We start from the raw sequence: 13,390 nt of genomic DNA, 5'->3' as shown, positions 1-13,390 counted from the left end.
TGTTTATGGTCTCCAGGCGACAGGCACATAACGGAGAGAAATCATGTTTGAACCTATGGAATTAACCAATGACGCGGTGATTAAAGTCATCGGCGTCGGCGGTGGCGGTGGCAACGCCGTAGAGCACATGGTACGCGAGCGTATCGAAGGTGTAGAATTCTTCGCTGTAAACACCGACGCACAAGCGTTGCGTAAAACAGCGGTTGGCCAGACGATTCAGATCGGGACCGGTATCACCAAAGGTCTCGGTGCGGGTGCCAATCCGGAAGTCGGTCGTACCTCAGCGGAAGAAGATCGCGAAGCACTGCGTTCTGCGCTGGAAGGGGCAGACATGGTGTTTATTGCTGCTGGCATGGGCGGCGGTACCGGTACCGGTGCAGCGCCAGTGGTGGCTGAAGTAGCAAAAGATTTGGGTATCCTGACCGTTGCGGTGGTGACTAAGCCATTCAACTTTGAAGGCAAAAAGCGTATGGCTTTTGCTGAGCAGGGTATCGCAGAGCTGTCTAAGCATGTTGATTCATTGATCACCATTCCTAACGATAAGCTGCTGAAAGTGCTGGGTCGCGGTATCTCTCTGTTGGATGCGTTCGGCGCAGCTAACGACGTGCTGAAAGGCGCGGTGCAGGGTATCGCTGAGCTGATTACTCGCCCGGGCTTGATGAACGTTGACTTCGCTGACGTGCGCACCGTGATGTCAGAAATGGGCTACGCGATGATGGGTTCAGGCGTGGCATGCGGTGAAGACCGTGCTGAAGAAGCGGCCGAAATGGCGATTTCCAGCCCACTGCTGGAAGACATCGACCTGTCAGGTGCGCGCGGCGTGCTGGTCAACATCACGGCGGGCTTCGACCTGCGTTTGGATGAGTTCGAAACTGTGGGTAACACTATCCGCGCCTTCGCCTCTGACAATGCAACCGTGGTGATCGGTACTTCTCTGGATCCAGAGATGAACGATGAGCTGCGCGTGACTGTTGTTGCAACCGGTATTGGTATGGACAAGCGTCCAGAAATTACCCTTGTCACCAACAAGCCGGCCACTCAGCCAGTGATGGACCATCGTTACCAGCAGCACGGTATGGCACCGCTGCCTCAGGAACAAAAACCTGCGGCAAAAGTGGTCAATGACCAGCCTGCATCATCTAACAAAGAGCCAGATTACCTCGATATTCCAGCCTTCCTGCGTAAGCAGGCTGACTAAGAATATCCTGATAATTGGGATTCTCCGCTCTTTGTGCTAAAGTGTTCGCCCGCCGGTAATTTATACTGGCGGTCGGATGGGTAATATTGCGAGATAAAGCGATGATCAAACAAAGGACATTAAAACGTATTGTTCAGGCGACAGGTGTCGGTTTACATACCGGCAAGAAAGTCACGCTGACCTTACGCCCTGCGTCGGCTAATACCGGGGTCATCTATCGTCGCACTGACTTGAATCCACCGGTTGATTTCCCGGCTGATGCAAAATACGTGCGCGACACCATGCTGAGTACTTGCCTGGTGAATGATGAAGGCGTGCGTATTTCGACGGTTGAACACCTGAATGCAGCATTGGCTGGCCTGGGCATTGATAACATTATCGTTGAAGTCGATGCGCCAGAAATTCCAATTATGGATGGCAGTGCCGCGCCTTTTGTCTATTTGCTGATGGATGCAGGCATCGAAGAGCTGAACAGCGCGAAGAAATTCGTCCGCGTTAAGCAAACGGTGCGTGTGGAAGATGGCGATAAGTGGGCTGAGATCAAACCGTACAACGGTTTCTCGCTCGATTTTACTATCGACTTCAAACACCCAGCGATTGACTCAAGCTCGCAGCGTTACCAGCTGAACTTCTCGGCTGAGGCGTTTGTTCGCCAAATCAGCCGCGCGCGCACTTTTGGCTTTATGCGTGAAATTGAATATCTGCAGTCTAAAGGCCTGTGCCTGGGCGGTAGCTTAGACTGTGCGATTGGACTCGATGATTTCCGCGTACTTAACGAAGATGGTCTGCGCTTTGAAGATGAATTCGTTCGTCACAAAATGCTGGATGCTATCGGTGATTTGTTCATGTGTGGTCATAACGTGATTGGCGCATTCTCTGCGTTCAAATCGGGCCATGCGCTGAACAATAAATTACTGCAGGCGGTTCTGGCTAAGCAGGAAGCCTGGGAATGGGCAACCTTCGAAGACGAAGCTGAACTGCCGCTGGCATTCAAAGCACCAAATTTAGTGCTGGCGTAAGCCAGACGTAAAAACGGCAGGTCTCGCTGACACCCTCTCCGGTCAGCCGAGCCTGCCGTTTTTTATTGCCTGATAATCAATCCTGCAAGACCGCTCGCAATTCTTCACTCAGACTGGCGAAAGCCTGTACAAAAAAACGTGAATTCCCCCGTAAGCCCTTTAAACACTGGTGTCGTTGCCCCACATAAGTGCTATTATCTGGCGCTCGTATGAGTAGGGTCGTGGATGACCACGGCAGCTTCATTACTTATTTAATTAAACTCTGGACAGGTTGTGATCGGGATTTTCTCACGCTGGCGACAATTAGGCAGACGCTATTTCTGGCCTCATCTCTTGTTAGGGATGGTGGCGGCCAGTTTGGGCTTGCCTGCCTGTGCGCAAAGTGCGGAGCCCACGGCGACTGACTCGCCCATTAGCAGCCTGTTTGTCGGCAACGCTGTACACTTCGATCATTTGATTCGCCTGCAGGAAAGTGCGCGTCGACTGAACTTTAACGTCGATTACTGGCACCAGCATGCGATCCGTACCGTCATTCGCCACCTTTCATTTAGCATGACACCGCCCGCAGAAGCGGAGGCTGAGCAAGCTGTGCCGCTGGCGGCGCAAAAGCTGGCGTTAATTGATTCGTTGCAGGCGCTGCTGACATCGCCTGCACAACCCGCTCTGGCGCTTGACGCGCAGAAAACCCCAGGTCATCACGACCTCTCAATCCCGACTTCTGCTGACTGGCAGGCTGCTATCCATGGCATCCGCGCTGGGCCACTCAACGCTTAACTGCTAACTTTTTTCCACATCCTGTTTTAGATTTTCCAGACCGTAAATTACGGCTGAATTGAGAAAAATTTATCATGTTAATCAAATTATTAACCAAGGTTTTTGGCAGCAGTAACGATCGTACTCTGCGCCGTATGCGCAAAATTGTTGACGTCATCAACAAGATGGAACCGGATTTCGTTAAGTTGTCAGATGATGAGCTGAAAGCCAAAACCGATCTGTTCCGCGAGCGTCTGAAAAAAGGCGAGAGCCTTGAAAGCCTGATTCCAGAAGCTTTTGCCACCGTGCGTGAAGCCAGTAAGCGTGTGTTTGGCATGCGCCACTTCGATGTGCAGCTGATCGGCGGTATGGTGCTGAATGAGCGTTGCATCGCGGAGATGCGTACCGGTGAAGGTAAAACCCTGACCGCAACCCTACCGGCCTATCTGAATGCGCTGAGCGGCAAAGGCGTCCACGTTGTTACCGTCAACGACTATCTGGCCCAGCGTGATGCGGAAAACAACCGCGCACTGTTCGAGTTCCTCGGCCTGTCTATCGGTATCAACCTGCCGAATATGCCTGCTGTGGCGAAGCGCGCCGCATACGCCGCTGATATCACTTACGGTACCAATAACGAATACGGTTTTGACTACCTGCGTGACAACATGGCGTTCAGCCCTGAAGAGCGCGTTCAACGCAAACTGCACTATGCGCTGGTGGATGAAGTTGACTCCATTCTCATCGATGAAGCGCGTACACCGCTGATCATTTCCGGACCGGCGGAAGACAGCTCTGAGCTTTACACCAAAGTAAACAAAATCATCCCGCACCTGGTGCGTCAGGAGAAAGAAGACTCTGACACCTTCCAGGGTGAAGGTGATTTCTGGGTGGATGAAAAAGCACGTCAGGCTCACATGAGCGAGCGCGGCCTGGTTAAGGTCGAAGAGCTGCTGGTCAGCCAGGGCATCATGGAAGAGGGTGAGTCACTTTACTCCCCAACCAATATTATGTTGATGCACCACGTTACCGCTGCGCTGCGTGCCCACGCGCTGTTTACCCGCGACGTTGACTACATCGTTAAAGACGGTGAGGTCATCATCGTTGATGAACACACCGGGCGTACCATGCAGGGTCGCCGCTGGTCAGACGGCCTGCATCAGGCTGTTGAAGCCAAAGAAAGCGTCGAGATCCAGAACGAAAACCAGACGCTGGCATCCATTACCTTCCAGAACTATTTCCGTATCTACGAAAAACTGGCCGGTATGACGGGTACTGCAGATACCGAAGCGTTTGAATTCAGCTCTATCTACAAGCTCGATACCATCGTGGTGCCAACCAACCGTCCGATGGTGCGTAAAGACATGGCCGATCTGGTCTACATGACCGAGAAAGAGAAGATTGATGCCATCATTGAAGACATCCGTAACTGCACAGCAAAAGGTCAGCCGGTGCTGGTCGGTACCATTTCAATTGAAAAATCAGAAGTGGTCTCCCAGGAATTGACGCGTGCGGGCATTAAGCACAGCGTACTGAACGCTAAGTTCCACGCCAGCGAAGCGGATATTGTTGCTCAGGCGGGACAGCCTGCAGCCGTGACTATCGCGACTAACATGGCTGGTCGTGGTACCGACATCGTACTCGGTGGTAGCTGGCAGGCAGAAGTTGCCGCGCTGGAAGCACCAACTGAAGAACAAATCCAGGCAATTAAAGAGGCGTGGAAACTGCGTCACGATGCAGTACTGGCATCGGGCGGTTTACACATTATCGGTACTGAGCGTCACGAATCTCGCCGTATCGATAACCAGCTGCGCGGCCGTGCCGGTCGTCAGGGTGATGCCGGTTCCTCTCGCTTCTACCTGTCGATGGAAGATGCGCTGATGCGTATTTTCGCCTCGGATCGTGTCTCTAATATGATGCGCAAACTGGGTATGAAGCCGGGCGAAGCGATCGAGCACCCATGGGTAACCAAAGCGATTGCTAACGCACAGCGTAAAGTTGAAAGCCGCAACTTCGATATTCGTAAGCAGCTGCTGGAATACGATGACGTGGCTAACGATCAGCGTCGCGCCATTTACAGTCAGCGTAATGAGCTGCTGGATGTGTCCGATGTGTCCGAAACCATCAACAGCATCCGTGAAGATGTGTTCAAAGCGACCATCGATACCTACATTCCTCCACAGTCTCTGGAAGAAATGTGGGATGTTCCGGCGCTGGAAGAGCGTCTGCGTAACGATTTCGACCTCGATCTGCCGATTGCAGAGTGGCTGGACAAAGAGCCAGATCTGCATGAAGAGACGCTGCGTGAGCGTATCATGACTCATGCACACGAAAGCTATGCCGCCAAGGAAGAAGTGGTGGGCGCTGAGATGATGCGTAACTTCGAGAAAGGCGTAATGCTTCAGACGCTGGACTCATTGTGGAAAGAGCACTTAGCGGCGATGGATTATCTGCGCCAGGGTATCCATCTGCGTGGTTATGCGCAGAAAGATCCGAAGCAGGAATATAAGCGTGAATCCTTCTCTATGTTCGCTTCGATGCTGGAATCACTGAAATATGAAGTGATCAGCACCCTGAGCAAGGTACAGGTACGCATGCCAGAAGAAGTTGAAGCGATGGAGCAGCAGCGTCGTGAAGAAGCGGAACGTCTGGCACAGCAGCAACAGTTGAGTCATGTTGATGATGAAACGGCGGCTGCCGCTGCACTGGCTGCACAGGGCGGAGAGCGCAAAGTCGGGCGTAACGATCTGTGCCCATGCGGTTCCGGTAAGAAATACAAACAGTGTCACGGCCGTCTGGCCTGATGAACAAGGAGCCTGCGGGCTCCTTTTTTATTTGAGTGTCGGCATCGGGTTAACATTACTGGGCGACTGCTTTAAAATCAGCGTTCACTTATTAAAAGCGGAATTCAGCTTATGAAACACCTGCAGGTCGCGGTGGGCATCATTCGCAATGCCAGTCACCAGATCTTTCTTGCTCAGCGCGCAGCAAGCTCATATATGGCCAATAAATGGGAGTTTCCTGGCGGCAAAATTGAACAGGATGAAACCGCGGAACAAGCTCTAAAGCGTGAATTGATGGAAGAAACAGGCATTGATGTGACGGCAGCCAAAGCCATCGGTTTAGCCGATCACAGCTATGATGACCTGCGCGTCACGCTGCATTTCTTTCTGGTGGAAGGATGGAACGGTGAGCCGTATGGTCGAGAAGGTCAGCCACAACGCTGGGTCGAGCAGCGGGATCTGGTCGCGGATGAATTTCCTCCCGCAAACCACCAACTGATTGCTCAGTTAGTCGCTGGCGAGATTTAAGCCAAGGGGCGGTGCCCCTTGCGCATCAATGCTGCTCTTCACTCCAGTCATCGCTGTCGGTCAGATCGCTGTCACTGGGGATGCGTTTCTCCTCCGCTGCCCATTCGCCCAAATCAATCAGCTGGCAACGTTTGCTGCAAAACGGGCGCCACGGACTCAACTCATCCCACATCACGTCTTTACCGCAGTTAGGGCAGGGTACGGTAATCATCTCTTCTTGCATAACATCCTCTAGCAACAGGCTAATTCAAAATTCAGTCGAGCGGGGACTTCCCCTCGTTCGCTATCAAGTGGCAGGAAGCGAATAGCGTAACGGCTCTTATGGCCTGAGACTTGCGGGTAAAGCGCATCTTCCAGCGTGAGTTGCAGGCGCAGTAAGTCAGAGCCTTCAGCATTATCCTGATAAAAACCGTTGAGGCTGGTTTGATGGCGAAAGGCACCAGACTGGCGAATCAGATCGAGGATCAGGGTCAGGCTATTGCGCAGCGGCATCAGGGACGCCAGCCAGCCGTTCACCTGAGTATCCCGCAGTGACTGTTCCTGATGGAGCCAGATATGCAGGCTGGGCAAATCAAAACTGCAGCAACCGCCGGGTATGCTCAAGCGTTGGCGCACCAGCGCGATGAGGCGATCTTCACGTAACTGTTGTCCCATGCGTGGGGCAGCCATTAATTCAGTGGATTGGCGTTTTAAACGATCGCGCAAACTGACAATGGTTTGTTCGTCGACACCGGGCACATCCAGCCAGGCACGAAGCTTTTGCTGCTGGCGCTCCAGTTCTTTGAGTAACTCGGTGCGCATATCCCCGCGTTCGAAGATATCCAGCAAATCACCCATAATACGAAACACTGCCAGGGCAGATACCGAGCCGCTAACAGGGACCGTTTCATGTAACTGGTTCAGCAGAAACTCGACACGCAACCAGGTGCGCATCTTCTCATTCAGTGGGTGCTCAAATAGAACAACTGTGCTCATGATGTTAATCCTGTCGGGTTGCTGCCAGGCGTAAATAGCACTGGTGAAGTTCAGCAACGCGCGGTAACGCCTGCTCGGGTGTACCGCTATTATCAATGATGTCATCCGCACAGGCTAAGCGCTGTTCGCGACTGGCCTGCGCGGCAAGAATATTTTTCGCCTGGCTGAGCGTAATGCCATCCCGAGACTGCGTTCGCTGAAGTTGCGTTGCCTCATCCACGTCGACGACCAGAATGCGATCGGCCTGATGTTGTAAGCCGTTCTCCACCAGCAGTGGCACTACCCACAATACATAGGGTGAAGTCGCGAGTAATTTTAACTGATGTGTTCGCGCATTGATGAGCGGATGAAGTAACTGATTAAGCCAGTTTTTCTCCTTTGGCTGCTGGAAAATAATTTCTCGCAACCGAGCGCGATACAGCGTTCCTTCTGCCGTCAGGATCGACTCACCATGGCGCTTAACTATCGCCGATAAGGCCGGGGTGCCGGGCTCAACCACTTCTCTGGCAATCACATCGGCGTCAATGATATCAACGCTCAGCGCCGCGAAAGCGTTGGCAATGGTGCTTTTACCGCTGCCAATACCTCCGGTGAGCGCAACGGTAAAAGGCATCGCGTTCTCTCGGAATGTGTCTCATCGGCGACCACAGGTCGCAGCAAGATGAGAGCATGATCACAATCAATTTTCTCAGCTAAATTTAAGGGATTGTAGCCTAAATAAAGTGAAATTCGCAGTCTTGTCACGTCAGTAATGGCGCGTATGATAACGAGACTGGAGCCGTGAGCGCTACCCGAACTGCGGTTCGTCGTCACTAACCAGGACATCCTGCTATGCGTATTGAAGAAGATTTAAAGCTGGGCTTTAAAGATGTTTTAATCCGGCCCAAGCGCTCTACCTTAAAAAGCCGTTCTGAGGTTGAACTTGAACGCACCTACACCTTCAAACACTCTGGCCTGAACTGGACGGGCGTGCCGATAATTGCCGCCAATATGGACACCGTTGGTACCTTTACCATGGCCGAGGCCTTGGCGAGTTTCAACGTGTTGACGGCGGTGCATAAGCACTACAGCGTTGACGCCTGGCAGGCATTCATTCAGCGTGTCTCACCAACGGTACTGCGCCATGTGATGGTCTCTTCCGGCACTTCAGAATCTGACTTCACCAAGCTGGGCGCGATCCTGGCATTGACGCCGCAACTCAATTTTATCTGCATCGATGTCGCTAACGGTTATTCAGAGCACTTTGTTGAATTCCTGCAGCGAGTGCGGGAAAGTTTCCCCGGTAAGACTATCTGTGCGGGGAACGTAGTAACCGGTGAGATGGTTGAAGAGTTGATTCTCTCTGGTGCGGATATCGTCAAGGTTGGCATTGGGCCTGGTTCTGTGTGCACCACCCGCGTCAAAACCGGCGTCGGCTATCCACAGTTATCCGCGGTAATTGAGTGCGCTGATGCCGCACATGGACTCGGTGGACAGATTGTCAGTGATGGTGGCTGTTCTGTGCCTGGTGATATTGCGAAAGCCTTTGGCGGCGGAGCCGATTTCGTCATGCTCGGCGGAATGTTGGCGGCGCATGATGAGTGCGAAGGTTCCATCGTTGAAGAGAATGGCGAGCAATTTATGCTGTTCTATGGCATGAGTTCGGAGTCGGCGATGAAACGCCACGTGGGCGGCGTTGCCCAATATCGCGCAGCAGAAGGTAAAACCGTGCGGCTGCCGCTGCGTGGCCCGGTTGAAGAGACGGTGAAAGATATCCTCGGCGGATTACGCTCTGCCTGCACCTACGTTGGGGCAGAACGGCTGAAAGAGCTGACAAAACGCACCACCTTCATCCGTGTAGCAGAACAGGAAAACCGGGTGTTCACACGCTAGTGCCGGAAACAGGTGCGCGGTGCGCACCTGCTAACGGATAGCCTCTCCCAGGCCAAATACCGGCAAGTACATTGCAATCACCAACGTTCCAACGATGCCGCCTATCACCACCATCATCAGTGGCTCCAGCGATGCCGCAAGGGTATCCGCACGAGACAGCGTTTGAGCTTCATGCCATTCAGCCAGACGCGCCAGCATCACATCCAGCGCTCCCGCTTCCTCTCCGACGCGAATAAGTTGAGCACACAGCGGGGTGAAGAGTGCATGTTGTTGCAGTGCCTGATGCAGCGGTGCGCCAGCGGCGATATGCTGTTGCAGTGCGACAATATCCTCACGCCACAGACATGAAGACAAGGTGACTTCTACCGCCTGCAGGCTATGCAGCAGGGTTAAACCGGCCTGCTGTGTCAGGTGCATAATGGCGTAGATCTGACTCAGTTGCCCTCCGCGCCACAGTGGAGATAACAGCGGCAGGCGCAATAACCCACGCTGCACACGCCGTTGCCATGGCACTGAGCGACGATAAAGCCACTTGCCGATCAATATCAGCGCGGCGATGAGCAGCGAAAGGGGAACGGCAGCCTGCTGTAACCCTTCCGACAGCGCGATGACTGCCGCAGTGAAAGCGGGAAGTGGGGCATTAAAGCTGGCATACACGGAGACGAATTCTGGCAGGACAAACAGCAGCATACCGGCACTGACCGCCATCGCAACCAGCAGAATAAACAACGGATAACGCAGCGCTTTAATCACTTTCTGGCGCAGATGCTGTTGCTTACTTTGCTGGAGCGCCAACTGTCTGCAGCACTCATCGAGTTGGCCTGTCAGTTCCCCCACCTCCATTAATGCTGGAAAGAGCGGCGGAAATATCTGCGGCCAGGCACGCAGTGCCTGCGAGAAAGTGTCTCCCGCTATAACCCGGCGGTGTAATTCACCCAGCAACACGCGCCATCCCGCATGCGGATGGCCCTCTGCCAGCAAGGTCAGGCTTTCCGCCAGCGGCAAGCCTGCCTTCAGCAAAGTGGCCAACTGGCGAACCAGGTCGATTTTCTGTTGCCATTTCCAGTCCCGAGCACGCCAGCATCGGCCGCGATGCCAGTTGACCGGCAGCATTCCGCGGTCCGAGAGCTGATTAAGCAGCGAATCCTGGTTTGCCACTAGCGAGGTGCCGTCCAGTAACAACCCCATAGTGTCGAGCGCCTGCCAGCGGTAAGAATAGAGATTAGCCATCACCCAATCCCACGACGCGCTGCATCTCCTCGAAAGACGTTTCTCCCCGACTTACCGCATCCAACCCAGCGGTGAGCAAGGTTTTCATCCCCAGCTCATTGGCTAGCGCGATAACGTGCTCCAGCGGCATATCGGCGGATATCGCGTTTTGCAACTTATTACTCATCGGGAGAATTTCGAACAGCGCAACACGACCGTAATAGCCGGAAAAACAGTGGTCACATCCCGGTGCGCGCCAGGTTTGCAATGTGCCCGGCCACATTTCATGGGGTAAGTGGGCAATCGCCTGTGCTGGCTGGCGGCAATGTGTACACAGGCGCCTGACTAGACGCTGCGCCACGACCAACTGCAATGCCGGGCCGAGCAGATAGCCGGGAATATCCATCTGCCGCAGGCGTGTGAGGGTTTCTGCGGTAGAGTTTGTGTGTAGGGTCGAGAGGACTAAATGCCCAGTCTGTGCCGCTTTCACGGCAATGCTGGCGGTTTCGGCATCGCGGATCTCTCCCACCATGATGACATCAGGATCCTGCCGTAATAGTGCGCGCAGCACGCGGTTAAAATCGAGGCCGCTGCGTGGATGGATCTGAGTCTGATTGATGCCATCGAGTGGGATCTCGACCGGATCCTCAACACTGCATACATTCTTATCCGGCACGTTCAGCGCGCTCAATCCACTGTAAAGCGTGAAGGTTTTTCCACTGCCTGTCGGTCCGGTGACCAGAATCAGCCCTTGAGGTTTAGCCAGGGCATTTTTCAACAGACGCAATTGCGCGAGCGGCATACCGAGCTTATCCAGCGTGATGGCGCTGTTTTCACTCTGCAGCAGCCTGACCACCGCTTTTTCGCCGTGGCTGGTAGGGAGCGTGGAGAGGCGAAAGGCCATCATCTGCTCATCGATCGGCAACGTAAATTGACCATCCTGTGGCAGACGGCGTTCGGCAATATCCAGACCACCCAGAATTTTGAGCCGAGCCAGCACTGCAGCAGGTTGTGCATCAGGCAGTTGTGACAATTTATGCAGCACGCCATCAATGCGCAGACGGATGCGTAAGCCATGGCGTTGTGGTTCAAAATGCACATCCGAAGCGCGCCGATGGCTCGCCTGACGCAGAATGTTTTCCACGGCGTTGATCGCAGACTCTGACGTAGCAGGTTCACGTGTGACAGCAGCGGCGTCGGGGTTATGCAGTAACTGCTCCAATCGCGCGGCGGGCCAACACTCGACTTCAACCTTGCACTGGCTGGCGAATTGCAGCGCCTCAAGCAGGAGCGGGTCGGGGGTCTCTGCAACGGCGACGCGCAGTAATGTCGCGTCGTGTTGCAGCATCACGGCTTGATAGCGCGCGCACAAGCTCTGCAATGCCGGATTAGAATGCTCCATTGTTAGCTGTCCTTATCGGCAAAACGAAACTGTTCCAGGCAGCTATCGCGCAAGCTGGCGTTGGTGCTGGTGCAACTGCGTTGCCAGTCAATTGTGCCTTCTGTGGCATTCCAGGTCGGCGTCATCTCCACCTGCAACCCGCTGAGACTCTCCTGACCGGCTAAGGAAATCACTCCATTAGCCACGCTCAATGTTGCGACATAACGCGAGCCTTTGGCCGCAGGAATACCTCCTGTCCCCGCCTGGCACTGTGCCGGATCGCCACGCTCAATGGCGCAGAGTTCCACCGCGGTTTTATAGGGCACCATGGTTTGCAGCATGTCGGTGAGCGCCGCACGTTGCAGGTAGTTTTGATAGCTGGGCAGGCCGATTGCGCTAAGAATGGCCACAATGCCAATCACAATCATTAATTCGATTAGGGTAAAACCCCGTTGTCTTTCCATCGTCAGGCTCCTTGTTGTGGAGCGGCTAAGGTAGGCAACGTCAGTGGGCAGCGAAAGCAGGACTGTGACGAAGTGGAAAACGTTACGCGTTAAATCGAGGTTGTTGCACAAGGTTTCGCTATTAATCGGGGAGAGTGCACAAACCGCCGCACTAAAGTACGGCGGCGGCCGCGAGGTTATCCGTGTTCGCGGAAGCGCATGGAGAGGTCAAGGGCGCGAACATGTTTGGTCAGCGCGCCCACAGAGACGAAATCAACGCCTGTTTTGGCAATCTGCGGCAGGGTGGTTTCAGTGACATTGCCAGAAACCTCAAGCAAAGCCCGTTTCGCGGTAAGTGCCACGGCATCATGCATCATCTCAAAGCTGAAGTTATCGAGCATGATAATATCGGCTCCGGCATCAAGCGCATCCTGTAATTCCTGCAGACTCTCTACTTCCACCTCCACCGGCACATCGGGCTCCAGCCACAGCGCTTTCTCAACCGCTTTGCGTACAGAACCGCTGGCAATAATGTGGTTTTCTTTGATCAAGAATGCATCAGAAAGGCCGAGGCGGTGATTGTTGCCACCACCGCAGAGCACGGCATATTTCAATGCAGTGCGCAGGCCTGGCAAGGTTTTGCGCGTATCCAGCAACTGGGTTTCGCTGCCGTCCAGTAGCGCAACATAACGACTGACCTCTGTCGCCACGCCGGACAGGGTTTGCATGAAATTCAGTGCGGTACGCTCTGCGGTTAACAGCAGACGCGCCGGGCCTTGCAATTCAAACAGCAGTTGGTCAGCGACCACACTCTGGCCGTCTTCGACATGCCAGATGAAAGTGACTTTATTGCCCAGTTGGATAAAGACTTCCTCGACCCAACGTTTACCACAGAAAACACCGGCTTCGCGCGTTATGATCTGCGCTTCAGCCTGCTTGTCTTCAGGCAAGAGCAAGGCGGTTATGTCGCGATCGGCATCGACTTCGCCACCTAAGTCCTCCTGAAGCGCGCGGGACACGGCTTCTGGGATATCTTGTTCAATGCGTTTAATCAGTTCCTGACGACGATGATCGGGGTCGTAACGACGCGATGCCATGGTGATGCCACTCCACTAGTCGGAATTTTGTGCGCCCACCTTAGCCTGATTTATTGACGATTGCCAGACACCGCTGAATGAAATGTTTAGTATCCTTAACACGAGGTCGCCTGCGCATTAAGTCGCAAGCGCGCA

The 13,390-nt window shown here is 53.9% G+C and carries 13 protein-coding genes; 6 read left to right on the top strand and 7 right to left on the bottom strand.

Going from position 1 to position 13,390, the window contains the following annotated elements:
* Positions 1–43 precede the first annotated feature (43 nt).
* The 5 genes from ftsZ to mutT all read left to right on the top strand — a co-directional run bounded on the left by ftsZ (position 44) and on the right by mutT (position 6,278).
* A complete protein-coding gene (gene ftsZ / locus LK04_RS15380; protein ID WP_039329333.1) occupies positions 44–1,198 on the top strand; it encodes a cell division protein FtsZ in 1,155 nt (384 codons plus the stop codon).
* Between the two features lie 101 nt (positions 1,199–1,299).
* Positions 1,300–2,217, top strand: coding sequence for a UDP-3-O-acyl-N-acetylglucosamine deacetylase (gene lpxC, locus LK04_RS15375; protein ID WP_039329331.1), 918 nt, complete (start codon positions 1,300–1,302; stop codon positions 2,215–2,217).
* Between the two features lie 273 nt (positions 2,218–2,490).
* Positions 2,491–2,991: a secA translation cis-regulator SecM gene (secM, locus tag LK04_RS15370; protein WP_039329329.1), complete on the top strand. Its 501-nt coding sequence runs from the start codon at positions 2,491–2,493 to the stop codon at positions 2,989–2,991.
* Between the two features lie 74 nt (positions 2,992–3,065).
* Positions 3,066–5,771 carry a preprotein translocase subunit SecA gene (gene secA / locus LK04_RS15365; protein WP_039329327.1) on the top strand — a complete coding sequence of 902 codons (2,706 nt, stop codon included), beginning with the start codon at positions 3,066–3,068 and terminating at the stop codon, positions 5,769–5,771.
* A 111-nt stretch (positions 5,772–5,882) separates the two neighbouring features.
* Entirely contained in the window at positions 5,883–6,278 is a 396-nt protein-coding gene (gene mutT / locus LK04_RS15360) for an 8-oxo-dGTP diphosphatase MutT (protein WP_039329325.1), read from the top strand.
* 25 nt (positions 6,279–6,303) lie between these two features.
* Here mutT and yacG read toward each other — a convergent pair whose 3' ends face one another.
* The 3 genes from yacG to coaE are packed head-to-tail and all read right to left on the bottom strand — an operon-like array spanning position 6,304 to position 7,866.
* Positions 6,304–6,501, bottom strand: coding sequence for a DNA gyrase inhibitor YacG (yacG, locus tag LK04_RS15355; protein WP_034829659.1), 198 nt, complete (start codon positions 6,499–6,501; stop codon positions 6,304–6,306).
* An 8-nt stretch (positions 6,502–6,509) separates the two neighbouring features.
* Positions 6,510–7,253 carry a cell division protein ZapD gene (gene zapD, locus LK04_RS15350; RefSeq protein WP_039329322.1) on the bottom strand — a complete coding sequence of 248 codons (744 nt, stop codon included), beginning with the start codon at positions 7,251–7,253 and terminating at the stop codon, positions 6,510–6,512.
* A gap of 4 nt (positions 7,254–7,257) precedes the next feature.
* The gene (gene coaE, locus LK04_RS15345) at positions 7,258–7,866 is read right to left on the bottom strand and encodes a dephospho-CoA kinase (RefSeq protein WP_039329320.1); all 609 of its coding nucleotides are present in this window, start codon (positions 7,864–7,866) and stop codon (positions 7,258–7,260) included.
* A gap of 218 nt (positions 7,867–8,084) precedes the next feature.
* On the opposite strand from coaE, the gene LK04_RS15340 reads away from it, so the two are divergent.
* Complete coding sequence (locus LK04_RS15340; protein ID WP_039329319.1) at positions 8,085–9,125, top strand: GMP reductase; 1,041 nt, start codon at positions 8,085–8,087, stop codon at positions 9,123–9,125.
* 30 nt (positions 9,126–9,155) lie between these two features.
* Here the strand turns inward: LK04_RS15340 and hofC are convergent, their stop codons facing one another.
* From hofC to nadC, 4 genes are all read right to left on the bottom strand, one after another.
* Positions 9,156–10,355, bottom strand: coding sequence for a protein transport protein HofC (gene hofC, locus LK04_RS15335; protein ID WP_039329317.1), 1,200 nt, complete (start codon positions 10,353–10,355; stop codon positions 9,156–9,158).
* Positions 10,348–11,736 carry a type II secretion system protein GspE gene (gene gspE, locus LK04_RS15330; RefSeq protein ID WP_039329315.1) on the bottom strand — a complete coding sequence of 463 codons (1,389 nt, stop codon included), beginning with the start codon at positions 11,734–11,736 and terminating at the stop codon, positions 10,348–10,350. Before gspE ends, hofC begins: the two co-directional genes overlap by 8 nt.
* Before the next feature lie 2 nt (positions 11,737–11,738).
* Entirely contained in the window at positions 11,739–12,179 is a 441-nt protein-coding gene (ppdD, locus tag LK04_RS15325) for a prepilin peptidase-dependent pilin (RefSeq protein WP_039329314.1), read from the bottom strand.
* Between the two features lie 176 nt (positions 12,180–12,355).
* Complete coding sequence (gene nadC / locus LK04_RS15320; protein WP_039329312.1) at positions 12,356–13,255, bottom strand: carboxylating nicotinate-nucleotide diphosphorylase; 900 nt, start codon at positions 13,253–13,255, stop codon at positions 12,356–12,358.
* Between the last annotated feature and the right edge of the window lie 135 nt (positions 13,256–13,390).

The sequence above is a fragment of the Pantoea vagans genome (assembly GCF_001506165.1).
GTDB classification, from domain to species: domain Bacteria; phylum Pseudomonadota; class Gammaproteobacteria; order Enterobacterales; family Enterobacteriaceae; genus Pantoea; species Pantoea vagans_C.
The sequence above is the reverse complement of the archived record's forward strand: the minus strand, read 5'-3'. Positions and strand labels throughout refer to the sequence as shown.

What these genes read in the sequence shown, in the direction of transcription:
- gspE (WP_039329315.1), bottom strand. Translation starts at nt 11,736, where the DNA reads ATGGAGCATTCTAATCCGGCATTGCAGAGCTTGTGCGCGCGCTATCAA.
- LK04_RS15340 (WP_039329319.1), top strand. Translation starts at nt 8,085, where the DNA reads ATGCGTATTGAAGAAGATTTAAAGCTGGGCTTTAAAGATGTTTTAATC.
- coaE (WP_039329320.1), bottom strand. Translation starts at nt 7,866, where the DNA reads ATGCCTTTTACCGTTGCGCTCACCGGAGGTATTGGCAGCGGTAAAAGC.
- mutT (WP_039329325.1), top strand. Translation starts at nt 5,883, where the DNA reads ATGAAACACCTGCAGGTCGCGGTGGGCATCATTCGCAATGCCAGTCAC.
- yacG (WP_034829659.1), bottom strand. Translation starts at nt 6,501, where the DNA reads ATGCAAGAAGAGATGATTACCGTACCCTGCCCTAACTGCGGTAAAGAC.
- nadC (WP_039329312.1), bottom strand. Translation starts at nt 13,255, where the DNA reads ATGGCATCGCGTCGTTACGACCCCGATCATCGTCGTCAGGAACTGATT.
- hofC (WP_039329317.1), bottom strand. Translation starts at nt 10,355, where the DNA reads ATGGCTAATCTCTATTCTTACCGCTGGCAGGCGCTCGACACTATGGGG.
- zapD (WP_039329322.1), bottom strand. Translation starts at nt 7,253, where the DNA reads ATGAGCACAGTTGTTCTATTTGAGCACCCACTGAATGAGAAGATGCGC.
- ftsZ (WP_039329333.1), top strand. Translation starts at nt 44, where the DNA reads ATGTTTGAACCTATGGAATTAACCAATGACGCGGTGATTAAAGTCATC.
- lpxC (WP_039329331.1), top strand. Translation starts at nt 1,300, where the DNA reads ATGATCAAACAAAGGACATTAAAACGTATTGTTCAGGCGACAGGTGTC.
- secA (WP_039329327.1), top strand. Translation starts at nt 3,066, where the DNA reads ATGTTAATCAAATTATTAACCAAGGTTTTTGGCAGCAGTAACGATCGT.
- ppdD (WP_039329314.1), bottom strand. Translation starts at nt 12,179, where the DNA reads ATGGAAAGACAACGGGGTTTTACCCTAATCGAATTAATGATTGTGATT.